General features: G+C 39.6%; 9 protein-coding genes. All 9 read right to left on the reverse strand.

Annotated features, from left to right (window positions below; translation table 11 throughout):
- Window positions 1-129 precede the first annotated feature (129 nt).
- Window positions 130-6,999, reverse strand: coding sequence for a Calx-beta domain-containing protein (locus tag ACQ4KW_RS13755; protein ID WP_430883057.1), 6,870 nt, complete (start codon window positions 6,997-6,999; stop codon window positions 130-132).
- Between the two features lie 51 nt (window positions 7,000-7,050).
- On the reverse strand, window positions 7,051-7,719 hold the full coding sequence (locus ACQ4KW_RS13760; protein ID WP_430883058.1) for a CDGSH iron-sulfur domain-containing protein: 669 nt from the start codon (window positions 7,717-7,719) through the stop codon (window positions 7,051-7,053).
- 154 nt (window positions 7,720-7,873) lie between these two features.
- Entirely contained in the window at window positions 7,874-9,481 is a 1,608-nt protein-coding gene (gene serA, locus ACQ4KW_RS13765; RefSeq protein ID WP_430883059.1) for a phosphoglycerate dehydrogenase, read from the reverse strand.
- An 817-nt stretch (window positions 9,482-10,298) separates the two neighbouring features.
- On the reverse strand, window positions 10,299-11,552 hold the full coding sequence (larA, locus tag ACQ4KW_RS13770) for a nickel-dependent lactate racemase (protein WP_430883060.1): 1,254 nt from the start codon (window positions 11,550-11,552) through the stop codon (window positions 10,299-10,301).
- A 310-nt stretch (window positions 11,553-11,862) separates the two neighbouring features.
- The gene (locus ACQ4KW_RS13775; protein WP_430886579.1) at window positions 11,863-12,060 is read right to left on the reverse strand and encodes a cold shock domain-containing protein; all 198 of its coding nucleotides are present in this window, start codon (window positions 12,058-12,060) and stop codon (window positions 11,863-11,865) included.
- A gap of 270 nt (window positions 12,061-12,330) precedes the next feature.
- Window positions 12,331-13,344, reverse strand: coding sequence for a GGDEF domain-containing response regulator (locus tag ACQ4KW_RS13780; RefSeq protein ID WP_430883061.1), 1,014 nt, complete (start codon window positions 13,342-13,344; stop codon window positions 12,331-12,333).
- A 199-nt stretch (window positions 13,345-13,543) separates the two neighbouring features.
- The gene (locus ACQ4KW_RS13785; RefSeq protein WP_430883062.1) at window positions 13,544-13,711 is read right to left on the reverse strand and encodes a hypothetical protein; all 168 of its coding nucleotides are present in this window, start codon (window positions 13,709-13,711) and stop codon (window positions 13,544-13,546) included.
- 68 nt (window positions 13,712-13,779) lie between these two features.
- Window positions 13,780-14,673, reverse strand: a complete 894-nt coding sequence (locus ACQ4KW_RS13790) for a GerMN domain-containing protein (protein WP_430883063.1) — start codon at window positions 14,671-14,673, stop codon at window positions 13,780-13,782.
- Window positions 14,674-14,682: 9 nt separating this feature from the next.
- Window positions 14,683-16,047: a sensor histidine kinase gene (locus ACQ4KW_RS13795; RefSeq protein WP_430883064.1), complete on the reverse strand. Its 1,365-nt coding sequence runs from the start codon at window positions 16,045-16,047 to the stop codon at window positions 14,683-14,685.
- Between the last annotated feature and the right edge of the window lie 6 nt (window positions 16,048-16,053).

Here is a 16,053-nt window from a genome sequence, read left to right on the forward strand (position 1 = left end):
GTCACATTTACATCAATATGAAAGGGCACACCCCAATAAATACCGCTTTCAATTCTATCAATAAAGAAGACTGTAAGCGATACATCCCACAGTCTTCTCTAAAAATATGAATCTATTTTATTTTAAATTCTAACCAAAAATATCTTTAAGAAGTTTCGCTGCCTCTTCTTTAGATAGTTGCTGATCTGGATTCACATTTCCATCTTCATCTGACAGGAAGCCTAGCTCAGTTAGGAGGGCCACTTCGTCTTCAGCCCATTCTTCAATTAAGTCTGAATCAGACAGAGATGCAAGTTCTCCTCCTAGATTCTCATTTGTTTTTTTCTGATCAAATTGGGTCATGGCATTGGCCAATATAACTGCCATTTCTTCCTTAGTCACATAGCCTTGCGGATTGAAACTCGTTTCACTTTTTCCTGAGAAAACACCAGCACTATAGGCCCCAGCCAGTTCTTCGTAATGGTCACTGTCACTTGGGACATCTTCAAACGGCATAGATTCGTCAGATTCAAGCCCATAACTTCTAGCCACCCAAGTCGCAACTTCTTCTCTTGTAACATTTTCCTCTGGGTTAAAGGCTGCCGTTTCATCAATAATGCCTTTACCCAGCAATTCTTCGATTTCATCTTTTGCTGAGGAAGCATCAATATCATTGAATGTTTTGCTTGACTGCATGACCGTGTACTGACTCAAATTTTGCCTAAAAACAGTGAGTTCATTGGTCACCGGATTATAACGACCACCTACCGGCTCCCAAAGGTCAACCTGATCATTTAGCCTAAAAGCACTTAGTCTGTTTACATTTGGAGAATCCACATTGATTCCGAATTCATCCATGTCAAATCTGAGCTTAATTGGGGTTTCAAAACGGTCTTTGAGTTCTCCATTCACTCTAAGGGAGACATCCACAGTATAGCCTTGTCCCAAATAACCGTCCATTTGAGTAAGGTTTTTATCAACTTTTCCATTCTCTGAGTTGGAGTACTTTAAATCTAAAGTCATATCTGCATAACCATTGATTTCATCTTTGAAATCTTTAACATCAAATACCAATGATGTGCCCCCAACTTTGAGAGCTAGGTTGTCTACAAAATTATCTTCAGCCACCTGGAGTAGGTCTTTGCTTAAACGAACACGAACATCATCTCTTGTTCTCGGAGCCACAAGAGTCACATCAAACGAGAAAGATCTCACGTTGCTCGCTCCATAATACCCTTCTACAAGTGTGTTTAACTGATTAAATTTGTCCCATTCACTTTCAACTTCTCCACTGATGTCTTGAGATTCAAAGGAAATTTCTGAAACACGGTCTACAACCTTTTCATCGTATTTATCTTTTATGGTCCCAATGTCATTGAAGGTAACCCTGGCCATTTTTTCTATAGCTTGATTGATAACTGCACTGCTCTCAATTTTATTCTCTTTTTGAATACTCTCAATAGACTCCAAGAACTCTTTTGTCAAATCTCCATAATCTTCAAGATCGGCAACAGTTCTTGAGTATACATTTATTCTCTCTAACAGCTGCGATTCCACCCATACTTCATTTTGAGCGTCTTCTGCAACCTTGCTAAGAGCATCTACACCGTCCACATAACTTTCAAGAGCTTTTCGAAGGGGTGCTCCATCTTTGATATTGTTAAGCGCTTGGTCAATATGCGAGTAGTATGCTGTAATTGTTTGAGGCTGTATATTGTTTTCTCCAGTGGCCTTTCCTATTAAAACATTGGAAAGACTTGTTACAACACTTGCTGATTCCCGACTGCTTTCCTCAGCGCTTGACCCGCTTGCTTGAGAATTTGAGCTCACTCGATCCTCCTCTTGATTCTTGAGGACTTGGGTGTTTTCTATAACCACTATTACTGTCGATACATCCCCCACTTCAAGACCACTGCTTGGATTGTGAAGCAGTACATATAAATATTCATCTTCTTCATTTTGAGAGTCCAGTACAACTGGAATTTCTATACGTTTGCTCCCTTCACCAACGCCAAATGTCACTGTACCTTTTGTGCTCGATACATCAGAACTTGTTGCTGTACCATTTGCCACTAGATATTCTATGCTTGCCTCTTCATTTAAGTCACCTGTTCTTTCAATAACAAGTTCAATTTTCTTCCCCTCTTGTACTGTCTGAACACCAGACTCAAAAGAGGCTGAATCTGACAAGGTGTCGTCGTCTAAAATACTCAGCTTCACAGTGCTTAATGCACCCAACTTTGAACCATCTGATGGGGATACCATCGACAAGGTAAAGACCTCCGTCTTTTCAATTTCATCATCTTCTTTTGTTATAACACGTATTTTTTTCAAAGTCTCCCCATCATCAAAGGTTAGGGTGCCAGCAATCACTTCATAGTCATCGGAATTGGCCGTTCCCGAACTTACACTATATAGGACACTAACCTGACCAGAACTTGATCCTGTCCTTATGACAGATATATCAGCCTGCTCTCCTTCCACAATGGTCTTAGAACTTGATGAAAAATTGAAAACAGTCATCTGATCATCATTATCCGTGATCCAGACATTGGTTTCATCCAAGTCACCTATAGAAGCCGATTCAGAAGGGTTATCCAGAAGAATTTTGAAGGTTTCAGTTTCTTCTGTGAGTGAATCATCATAGGTATTCACTGAAATGGTCTTGCTTATTTCTCCCAGGCCAAAGCTCAAGGTTCCAGAGGTCTCTGTATAATCTAAAGCCCCAGCTGAGTCACCGATAACTCTATAGTCTACACTCTCCTCAAGACTTAAATTTCCGTCTCGAACAACAGTCACTACCGCTGATTCGCCTTCAACAATACTGTAAGTGTCTGATACAAAGGCAAAGCTAGAATCATCATCTTTGATATTAACAAGAAGTTGGTTCAGTGATCCAATTTTTGAATACCCTGTCGATGTGTCTAGGCTAATTTTAAATGTTTCGGTGTTTTCAATCCATGCATCTTCAGTCGTTTCAACGAAAAGCATCTTTTCTGATTCGCCATCCTGGAATACCACACTTCCCGACTCAAAGCTATGGTCGCTTGAGCTTGAACTTATATTTTCAACACTATAAGTCACCGTCATACTGCCATCAAGAACTCCAGTTCTTAACAGCTTAACGGTCCCGCTTTCGCCCTCAATTATATCCTTGCTTGATGCACTGAAGTTAAACGTATCTACGTTTATATCATTTTCAATAATGCTTACAGTTTGCATCTGACCTGACTCAATCTCTATGTCACCACTATCTGCAACCAGACTTATGCTAAATGTTTCGGTATCTTCAACAAGTGCATCGTCAATAGTCTGTGCTTCAATGACTTTCGAGGTCTCACCTGGTTGGAACACGATAGATTCCGTCACTGGTGTCACATCTTCTTCACTGGCTGTACCAGTCGCCACTGTATAAGATATTGTATCCGTTTTCGATATGTCTCCGCTCCTTAAAATTAGGGATTCATACACTTGCCCTTCAACAACCGATCCTGTTGGCGTTGAGAAAAATACTTTGCTGTCATCGTCCTGAATTTTAAGTGTCACGCTGTCTATAGATCCTAGGGTTATACTATTTTCAGGAGCGATCAGTACCACTTGTAAGCTTTCGTCATCTTCTGAGACCGTATCATCAAGCGCTGTGATCGTAATGACCTTTGAAGATTCATTTTCGCTAAAGACCAATGGACTTTCTGTGATGCTATAATCTGCGGCACTGGCATTTTCTAAGGTAATGTCAAAATCCACTTCAATAGTCCCAGACAAATCGCCCAGCCTAATGACTTCAATTTCCTTGGATTCTCCTTCTGTCATAGTATATACATCCTTGATAAATGTGACTTTGTCATCAGCGCTGTCATTGTCAGCAATCACAACCTCAATTTGGTCTGTTGATCTTAAAACCGTGTTTGCGCTCGGGTTGGATAGCTTAATCACTAAGGATTCATCCTCTTCCACATCATCATCATCTTGCGTAACTAAGGTTATTGACTTCTTGCTATCACCAGGGTTAAAACCCAATTGACCCTCAAGGCTCGTAAAATCTGCACCCCCTGCAGTTCCAGTCTGGGTGGCATAATTTACACTCGAAACATTTGATAAGTCTCCTTGTCTTAATATGGTAATTACTGTTGAACCGCCTTCTATAACCCTTACTTGAGCACTTTCAAAGGCAAGACTGGTGTCATTATCAATAATGGATAAGTCAAAAGCATCATTGCTTCCCACACCTGCACTGGAGGAAGGGTTCATCAAACTTACTCTTAATGTTTCTGACTCTTCAAGGATTGTATCATCCACAGTGACAAGACTTATTGTTTGCTCACTAATATCTTCTGAAAACGTCAGTGTGCCGTTCGTTGTCGACAAATCTTCCTGGGATGCGGTTCCGTATGAAATGGAATAATCCACTGTGGATACACCCACTAAGGAGCCTGACCTGATAATTTTTACGACTTGAGTTTGACCCTCTTTAACTTCTGCTGATGTTCCAGCAAAATTAAATGCTTCTGATTCAACATCATTGTCGGAGATTGTTGCATCACTTCTTGTCACAGAGCCCAAACTCATATTGCCAACAGGATTCAGTATTTCAACATAAAAATACTCTTCACTTTCAACTAGGTTGTCTTCGTAAGTGTCTATTGAAATACTCTTTGAACTTTCACCAGATTCAAACATTACAGTGCCTCCTGCAAGGTCTAAATCTGAAGCTGTTGCTGTGCTCCCTGTCACACTATAATCCACTTGGGCTTGTTCAGACATTTCCCCCAGTCTTGTTAGGGTCAGTTCAATGCTTTGACCTTCTACAGCTGAGGCTGTGGCAGAATCAAAAGCGACTGAACTGTCATTGTCTTGAATAGATAGGGCCATTTCTGAGATTTGTCCTAGATATCCTGTCTCTGTCGGGTTTGAAAGAATCAAGTGAAAACTTTCGGTGCCTTCAACATAAGTGTCTTCCACAGTATTTAGGGTGATGGTTTTTTCAGTTTCGTTGACATCAAAAATCAAAGTTCCACTTGCAGCTGAAAAGTCAGACTGTGTGGCTGAATCGTTTATTGTGCTGTAATCAACTGATAGACTTTTATCTAAGAGTCCTGATCTTAAAACTCTTATGTCAATGGATTCCCCTTCTGTAACGCTTTCTGACGCATCACTAAAACTAAGGGCGTCTGTCTTTTGATCGTCGTCAATAATGGTCACAACCATAGTGGTTGTGGTTCCAAGCTCTGCTCCACCAGCGGGTCCATTTAGAGTGATATTAAATGTTTCATCCTCTTCAGTGGTCAAGTCTTCCCTTGTATCAATTTGGATGGTTTTAGTCGTTTGACCATCAGTGAATATGAGTGTATCACTTGTAACTACAAGGTCGTTAGAAGATGCTGTTTGAAGTGCTATTTCATAGTCAACACTCACGAGCCCATTTTGTCCTAAACTTCTTTCAACAATAATTTCTATACTTTCTCCTTCAAGAACTGAATCTGAAGAAGTTGAAAAATCAAACTGTCCATTTGGGTCATCGTTATCAAGTATTGTAACAGTATGTGTTGAAATAGAACCAATACCTGCTCCACCAGTGGCCCCACTCAAAACAATGTCAAAATACTCATCATCTTCATCAATATTATCTTCAATAATTGGCACAGAAATAGTGGCCTGACTTTCCCCTTCTAAGAACTCCAGGCTTCCTGATACAGCTATATAATCCTCATTATCAGCGCTGCCATTCTCTGTACTGTAATTCACACTGACCGTGCCATCTGTTCCATTTTTTCTTTCTACAAGCACATCAAAACTACCTGATTCACTAACAGAAGATGTTAATGATTCAAACTCAAGCGCACCGTAACTAACATCACCAATAACACCCACATCAGTTTGAACAGGTTCTCCAGAACCATCATCCTGCATCACTAGAAAGTTGTCGTCCTCATTGTTAAAGGCAATAATCGTTTCCACAGGTTCTGAAGAAGACTCAACAATCACAATATCATCCGCACCTGTTGAGGTCCCATCATCATTCACAAAATTGCCCAGAACCGAATAATCTGTACCATCATATTCTGTCCAGACAAGCAAAAGTTCATCACTGGTGCCTTGACTTGTTATAGAAATATCCGTGATCTCTGTGTTTTCATCTGCTGAAAACACTTTAATCGCCGTACCTGATACTGTTGTATATTTGGTATAGACATCGTCAATAGAATTGTCTTCATCTACCCATACAATTAAATTTTGATCTGCTGATTCGCTGTATGTTACACTTGGAGCAGTGACCTCTCCATCGCCAGGGCTGATAAAGGTTGTACCATTTTTTATATCTCCACTGCTATCAATATACTTCACATTCAGTCGTGTTCTCTGACTAATTTTCGAATCCCAAACAACAACAAATTCATTGGCCGAAGAATCATAGGTCAAGTCAAAACTAATCACGTCTGTTTTCTTTGTAAATGTCAGGGCTTGTGAACTCAAATCAGACTCATCAATATATGCACCCACAAGATCATAAGTACTATCCGACATTTCAACCGCTTCTAGCCATAATATAACTGTCTTGCCCTCACTTGGATTCCTACTTATTAGTGGCGTCAACTGATGCCTACTTGATGATGGATCAATTTTGAAATCATCGTTTACAATATTTCCAGAAGCATCTAAAACCGATCCCATCACCTGGGTATAGTTTTCACGACCATCTTGCCAGGTAATAAAAAACGTTTCTAAGTCATCATTGAAAATCACTTCAGGTGCATCTGTGTTTTCACTGGATACATTTGATATTTCAAAGGCTTCTCCTTGAGCGCTTCCTGTAGTGTTTAAAAATTGCCCAAGGATTTCATACTCATTACCGCTTGTGACAGATTTATAGACCATTAAATAATTATTGTCAGTCGAGTTGTATGCTAAAGATGGTCCAGTGCTGCTTGAATTTGCAGCGAACTGCGGTGTTATTGCCACCCACTGAAAAGATACAGTCAGTGTTACAATCAGTAACCATACCAATAGTTTTTTAAGCATTCTTCTCACCCTTTACAAAATTAACTTTGCTTAATATACTCCCCCTCTGACTCATTCATCGTTATTTTCGTCAATAAATTTTGCCCCCCAGTGTTCCCCAGAACAGAATGGCATATTCTTAGATTTGCCACAACGACATAAGGCATAATGGTCTAGTGATTCTGGCTTATTCCCACCTTCATCTTCAAAGGGAATGCCCCCAGTCACTTCAAAAGGCCCATCGTAGCCATATCGACGTGGCGCTATACTTATGGTCTCTTTCGAAGGGTATCCATTTAAATCCCTTTCTTGTCCTGGTAGACTAAAGCTCAAGGCACCAGAGGGACACCTTCTGCAAATATCGATCACCTTGTCCACCATTTCTTGGGTCCTTATAGCACGCATGTCTATCCGAACCTCTTTTGACATTTTCCATACTTCGGGCATATCTTCATAGCAAAAGCCACGATGGGAACAAACACCCCTATTTTCATAAATCGTGATCAATTCTCCCTCGTAGATATCCACTTGATCTGGTGTTCTGTAGGGATCCTTTTTATCTTCGAATTCAAAAAAATCATGCATTCCGTCACAATAGGGTTTATCCAGAGACTCACCACACCGACAAAGTTTATAGTCATCAAATGTTTCAAGCGCTCTGCCCGACTGTGATATAAGCCTTTTGACACCCACGACTTTATATGGACCATTTTTTAGTGCAATAATTTTTTTATCTGCCATTTATAAACTCCTTAAAACCACAATTTACCCTATGTGTATTTATACCCGAAATACGATAAAAACCGACATTCTAGGGAATATCGGTTTTGAAAACAAAAATATTTTTTAGCTATTTTCTATGATTCAGAGACTTGTAAAAAGCCCATAATCAATTCTATATCAAGCTTACCGCCCGTGCCCATAGGACATTTTCATGTTCTTCAAGCTTTACCACGCTTCTGCTATCTGGTTTCTCATCAATGTTTAGAAGCATAATGGCCTTGCCTCCACTTTTATAGCGTCCCAGCTGCATTGTGGCAATATTTATGCCTTCCTCTCCAAGAATTGCACCCACATGTCCAATCATGCCTGGAACATCCATATTTTGAAGAATGATCATATTGTCTCCTGGTGTTAAATCAACTTCATAGCCATTGAAATTAATCAGTCGTCCCTCAGACTTTGTTGATAAATTCCCCCCCAGGGTGAAGGTGCCTTGACTTGTCTTCATTTCTATTTGCATGTACTCCGTAAAACCATCGAAGTATTCTTCTAGGTTTTGCTCTTCGAAAACGATGCCTCTTTGTTTTGCAACGACTTTAGCATTGATATAATTCACCCTGTTTGATACCACTGTCTCAAGAAGTCCCTTTAAGAAAGCAATGGAAATCATACCTGTTTCTTGTTTGGCAAGTTGTCCATAATATTTAATCTTAACCAGGTCAACATTTGTATTCTTTTCAACCTGATAATACATTTTTCCAAGTTTTTCTGCCAAGTCAATATAGGGTCTGATCGCTTCCAGTTCATCACGATGAAGAGCGGGTAAATTCACTGCATTCTCTACAATTTCACCCTTTAATCCGTTTAAAAGCTGACGAGCCACAGTCATGCCCACATTGATTTGTGCTTCCATTGTGCTGGCTCCAAGATGGGGTGTCACAATGACATTTTCACAGTCGAGAAGGTCTTTATTCCTAGTGGGTTCTTCTTCATGAACATCAATTCCCGCACTGGCAATCTTGCCTCTTTTTATGCCCTCGAGTATGGCTGACTCCTTAAGGATGCCTCCCCTTGCCACATTTGTTAACCGGACCCCTTCTTTCATAATATCTAAGTGGTCTTCATTAATCATCCAGTATGTTTCCTTGTTTTTAGGTGTGTGGACCGTTATAAAATCTGACACGCTTATAAGATCTTCAAGGCTGGTCTTTTCTTCAACATCAAGTCTTTTAAATCGAGACTTTGATATATACGGGTCATAGGCCACCACCTTCATACCAAATGCTTGCATCCGTTTAGCGACAAGGGAACCGATTCGCCCCAGTCCGACTATTCCCAAGGTCTTGCCAAAGAGCTCTGTCCCCTTGAACTGGTTCCTTCCCCACTGTCCCTCTTTAAGAAACTGATTGGCCTGGGGGATATTTCTCGCCTGTGTCAAAATAAGCCCAACTGTCAATTCTGCTGCTGACATGGTATTGCTCTCGGGTGTATTGGCCACAATAATTCCTCTTCTGGTCGCTTCTGGTATGTCAATATTGTCTGTTCCATTCCCGGCCCGACCCACCATTTTTAGCTTTGTGGCTTTTTCCATAAGTTCTGCATTTATCTGTGTGGCACTCCTCACAATGATACCGTCATAGTCAGCAATACAGTTTAAGAGATCTTGCCTTGTCATTCCAATTTTGACATCCACATTCGCTTCTGCCTTAAGAGATTCAATCGCTTGATCAGCAATTCTTTCAGCCACTAAAATTTTATTCGTATACACATTATTCTTCATAATTTTCACCTCAAGTGTTCTGTCCTTATATTCAACGACGCCCTGCTAAAGCAACCTTGCACATAGCCCTTACATAGAAACAATTGACGGTCATATCAAATCCTCTTCTAGCTTCTGATGTATGAAAACTTATGGTGCCAAGCTGGCTTTGCCACTCATTTTAGAAAGATTGCCACTGAAACGTATTAGAAACCTCGAAATATTTATGCGCATAAATATAGAAACCCCGTCCTTGTATAACAAAGGACGGGGCGATTATTCCACGTGGTACCACCTTTTTTTGCAGGTCTTTATGCCATCATAATATTCTTTATGCCCACCTGGTCAAATTTGATACAAATCAAATTCAATATCCAAACTTAATGCTTACGGCTCTGACATTCAAATATATTCTTCTGGCATTGAAACTGCCTCAAAATTTTTAGTAACGAAGACCTCGGTCTCCGGCACAGGTTCATTCCCTGTACTGCTCCTGGTTGGATTCAACAAGCCCTGTTATCAGTTCACACCACCCACTGACTCTCTTTCGTGATTATAAGATCACTCAACCGGACACTCATTTACTAGACCATTCATAGCATGTATGTTTATTCAAATTTTAAATCATTGTAATATCATTTTTGAGACCTGTCAACATATTTTATGAATATTATTAATTTTTTCGTCGTATTTGTTCATTCTTTTGAAGCCTGACACTTACATAGTTACGGATATACGCCCTTGTTATGCCATAAATATTATTTGATTCTTAAATGTCTATATATGCTATAAAAAGGTGGCTTTACATGATATTTTGCAAGTTGCTCAAGTTATAAAATTATCCATCACTTCGTTTGGGCAGGGTTGATCCAGCTGTAGGCATAACCAGGATTTTCGCTGATTGACCTTGCTCTTCAAAGGCCATTCTGACTGCCCCTTCAAGATCAATGGCATATTTAAATCCACAAGACTCAACGACTTCTTTACGAAGATCCGTAACCATAATGATAGTATGATTTAATTGAATTTGTCCAATAGCCGCTGCTTTATGACCTCCCAGAATAAAATCTTCTGAAATGTCTTTGACTCTTTCTTTTGGCGATTTATTCAGCATCCATTTTTCAAAGTTATCTTCTCCAAAGCCTTCCTTAGCCGCCGCCAATAGAATAAGTGTTCCACCGTCTTTTATAGCATGAACTGCATTGGCTAGCCCTTTTTGGGCCTGATACAAATTTGAGTCTTTCGGAAATCCACCTGGAGATAGAATCACAATGTCATACAGGGTCGTAATTTTTGCACCATAAACAGAATCTAAGAATTTACAGCCTGCTCTATGGGCCTGAATGACATGGCCCGCAAAGGCCCCCAAAATTTCTTTTTTAGGACTTAAAACAAGATTGACTATAAAGTCTATGTTTATAAAATCAGCCACCTGGTCTATATCCTGTCGTACAGGATTCTCATCAAGACAAGCAGCTCTGGCCTTTTCATGAAGCATGTTCTTATGATTGGTCTGAATGGCTCTACGACTAGAAACACCTGGCATTATAGCTTTCGCGCCTCCACTGTATCCCGCAAAATAGTGATATTCAATATTACCAAGACAAACCACCCGATCAGCTGTGACCACTTGGCTAAAAACATCAACTGGTGTTTTATTCTTACAAGTGCCCAAGTGGACACAGTCATCCATGTCGCTGTCGATCACATCAATATTTGAAGCATAGATTTTGGACCCGACCAATTTGATTTTTTCCTCTTCTGTGTGGCCCCTATGACTGCCAAGGGCCAATACAATTTTTATATTTGAGTCTTTTAAGCCTGCCTCATAGAGTTCAGAAATAACAAAGGGCAGCACTTTATAGCTGGGCATTGGACGTGAAATGTCACTTGTTACTATGGCCACTGTTTCACCTGGCTTTACAATATCTCTAAGCCTTTTGCTATCAATAGGATTTTTTATAGCCTTATGCATAATCTCATCTTCATCACAGGCTTCAGTGGTCTCACTTGCCTGAATAAGACTCACATTTGATTCTGATTGAAAGTCTATTTCTTGATACCCTCTGTCGTATTTAAGTTTGATTTTCATTTGTCCCCCTTTATCTAACATTCGGACTTTGCCTTTTGCAGGTGCATTTTTATGCATTTTGTTTTAAGGGGTATTATACATATTTATGTGAATAAGTTCAACACTATACATCAAAACGCCATGGGAGACTCAAGAGAATTTTTCCTTTCACCCTATGTTAAGAAGTGTCTAAGACAATATAAATAAGCCCAGAATGCATGAGCATTCTGGGCTTGTTATTCGACATTTAGTCTATGTGATTCAAGCCTATCACTCTATAGGCTTACAACTACAAATTTACTAATATAAGCTTACTGCTATAAGTCAAATATTATAGACTTACTACATTTTCAGCCTGAGGACCTTTAGGACCTTCAGCAATTGTAAACTCAACTTTTTCGCCTTCTTCAAGCGTCTTGTAGCCATCTTTTTGGATTTGTGAGAAGTGTACGAACACGTCATTGCCTTCTTCTGGTGTGATAAATCCGTAACCCTTTTCAGCGTTGAACCATTTTACTGTACCTGTCATCATAATCTTGTACCTCCGAATTTTAATTTTTAGTCCTTAATTCTTTGTAAAACCACTCATACCATTTCGGAAGTGCAACGTTCAAACAGATAGATCCAAAACAGGTATTGCGATGTTTCTAAATCGATTTAAGGCTAACTTTATAATACTATATAACTTACACTTTTTGCAAGTGTATACCGCCCATGTTATGTTAAATTTTCAAAAAATTCATTTTATTCGGCATTGGACATGCCCAAGCCTGATATCAACTATTTTATGACACCACAATCACATGGTCTCAGCTGGAACAACCTTGTCTTTTCCAAGCTTCTTCCCTTTTTGCATAGCCTGTTCAACCATTTGAACAACACGTTCAGTGGGCATGGGTTTGTCATAACATAAAACGCCGAAGGTCATAGAGACTTTGAAAGTTCCATCATTGACTCTGAAAACATGATTTGAAATCCTTTTTCTTGCCCTATCAGCAAATATGATTGCACCTTCTAAGTCGGTATCAGGTAAAATAACCAAGAATTCTCCACCATTCCAGTGGGCAGCATAATCTTGCTGTCTTTTTCCCTGAATCAAAAGTTCAGCCGATTTTTTTATGACAACATCCCCAGATAAACGACCGTATTTTGAATTTACAGTCGCTAGATCATCAAGGTCACAGAAAAGAACTGAAAATATTAAACCATGCCTGTCATGACGAGCCACTTCTTCTCCTAAGCGTATTGTAGATGCCCTGACGTTGTATAGGCCGGTCATGCTGTCAAGGACTACAATATTCTCTATTTCTTTTTCCAACTTGTCGTTTTCCGCCTTTAAGGCTTGAATCGTATTTTCCGCCTCTTGAATCACTTGTACCTGAGCATTTTGCTTGCTTGTACTCTGTTTTAAATCTTCTTCTAGACGCTTTTGGCGAAGCAATGATTCCACCCGTTTACATAGTAATGTCGGATTGATGGGATCGCTTGAACACGTCTCCACAATATTTATTTTGAATGTGTCTAAATGTTTTAAAATTTCTGGGTCTTCATTCAATACCAGCAGAGGGACTGCTTTCCACACTTCATGATTGACGATTTTTTCGAAAGTTCTCATGCCCTCAGAACTTCGCATTTTTAAATCTAAAGCAATAAGATCAGGGGTTTCATCATACAAGATAAATAAGGCTTGATCTTCTGTTGATGCCTTTTCCACATCATAACCATCATTTTCTAAGGTGCGCACCACCGTCTTTTGGGTCTTGTTTTCATCACATACAAGGAGAATACGCCCTTTTTCAAGTATCTTCAACATATGAGTTTCCTTTCGTTGAAAGAATCATTGACTTTTGTTTCGGGTTTATACTAATTCATACCTACCCGTATTGTGGCTAAAAAAGCAAATCTGAATAATTTTTTAGACCCCCCCCTACCTATGAGTGTATAAAAAAAGACACCCCTCTTTTAGCTTTTTATAGCCGAAAAAGGAATGTCTTATGAATACAGTTCATATTCTATTCTTCTACGATTTCAAAATATCGTATAGGCACCCAGTTCATACGGCCCCTATCATCTTCAATCTTATAGCACTCATCATCATGGTCAAGAACATTGTATTCTTTTCCAATGGTCGTGTAGTGAATTCTTAAAGAATCCGTCGCTCTAACTTTCATATCTTTCATAGTAATCCCCCTTATTCAAATCACACCTATTATTGTATCATGAAATGACATGAAAAACTGATATAGGCTTAATAGTTTCTGAAGTTGATTTTCCAGACACCATCTTCTTCGATAAGTTCCCAGTAGTCAAAGACTTCAACCTGAATTGGCTGACCATCAGGTGCAATTCCATCATCTTGGAAAAGATCGTTGTTCCTAATGTACTTAACGTGCACCACCTTAGAGTCTTTAAAATCCTGTGTAAAATGTATACCCCGTTGATAGCCATAAAATCTATCATAATACTCTTCCATCAATTCGACAAACTCTTTATAGCGAAGGAGTGCCCGACTTTTTGAGTCAATGTAGTCATAGGCAATGTCAAAACGTTTCAAATAAATACTATCAAGGAATCTAATGACCACATCACTTGGATGCTGTTTTTTGACAAATATAAAGTCTTCCACACGGGGCAGGGGTTCCATCATGGTAAAACCGCCGAGATCCACATTGGGTTTTTGTCCTTCTATGAGTATCTGAACACTGTATGCGTCCTCAATTTCAGTAAAAGTGTTGACAATCGACCATATGAAAAGTTCGCGCCGTTCCCCCAGCCAGTAGTCCGTCTTCATGAACTCTTCTGACAGATTGACATAGACAATATTATCTATGAGTTCAACTGATAATATTTCCACCTGCTGAACAAAGGGTGTTTCATATATTTTATTTTTAGGGCCCTTAACAAGTTCTTCTGCAATGCCCACTTCAAATTGTTCATTTGTAAATTCAATAACACGGTCTTCGCTTCTCAGCTTGTCTCCTGATACAAAATACAGTTTCGAATTCAGCTTAATGCTAACAGGATTTGGGGTGATAATATCTTCCTCACTTAACACTGTGAAATTAAGTCGATCTGTAAAATAAAGGAGTATGAGTGAAAAGACAAAGACACTTATAAAAACCAATTTTAATGTATTCTTCATCATCTTCTCCTATATCTCAAGCCTAAACGGTAACACTATATACATTTTTGTGCCAACACCCATTTCACTTTCAGCATAAATCTGACCTTGATGCAGGTTGACAATTTGCTGTGCAATAGCCAGTCCCAGTCCAGTCCCGCCTGTGTTCCTTGCTTGCGCCTTGTCCACACGGTGGAACCTTTCAAATATATGAGGGAGGTCTTCTTCAGGGATACCTATGCCCGTATCAGTTATTCTGACAATGACGTTCTCTTTCACCCTGTAAAGGTCAACATCAACCTGACCTCCATCTGGGGTATACTTTATAGCATTGCCAAGTATGTTGATGATACACTGCTGAATTTTACCCTTGTCAATTTCAATTTGAATCTTTTCAAAATCATCAAAATGCACCCTAATATTCTTCTTGTCTGCCAATGGTTTTAGCTGTTTAACCACGTTTTCAACAAGATAGTTCATATAGGTGATTTGATACTCCAACTGGAGCTCCTTTTTCTCAATATCCACAAGATACAAAAGGGAGTCAATAATTTTATTGAGCCTAGTAACTTCTTGGTCGATGTCCCCTAAAAACTCACGGTAGACTGATTCGTCCCATGCCTCTTGTGACAAGAGGGTTTCAGAAATAATCTTGATGGATGCCATAGGGGTTCGTAGTTCATGAGAAGCGTTGGAAACAAATTGCTTTCTTCTTTCATCCACTTGCTCAAGCCTGGTTAACATAAGGTTGAAGGCGTTGCCTAGATTGGCAAGTTCATCGTTTCCTCGAACATAGACCCGTCTATCGTGCTGGCCCCTTGTAATGGCCCTAACAACCTCGGTCATTCTTTCAATCGGCGCTGAAAAAATGTCAGCAAAAATAAAGCTGACAATGCCTGTGATAAGAATTCCCAGGAGTGATAGCACCAAAATCTTTTGTATGACTGTTTTTATGTTCGTGAATATATGCTCCGCTGATGCAGAGATCAGAACGGATCCAATAATATCATGACGTTCTGTAATCGGAACTGTGACATACATTATATTCCCCAGTTCTTGGGTTTTGTATAGTTCCGCGGCTGTCATCCCTTGCAGGGCTGTTGACACCTCAAGCAGGTGCTTGAAGTTACGCCCCACCATTTTGTCGTAAGAATCCAGCTGAACACGACCGTGTTCATTGAGTATTAAAATTCTTGCATCTAAATCCAGACTATATTTCTTGATAACACTTTCCACATAGCTTCTTGTGCTTGAGATTCCCAGTCTATAAAAATCAGGGGCCACTTCATCAGCAATGATATTGCCCTGAGTCAGCAGGTTGATTTTCATATCTCTTACAGCATTGACCTTTAGGGTTTCATTGATAAAAGAAATCATTAGTGTCAGTGTTAGCAAGATTAA

Source organism: Tianxiuia mixotrophica, from assembly GCF_050596425.1.
Lineage (GTDB): Bacteria > Bacillota > Clostridia > Peptostreptococcales > Acidaminobacteraceae.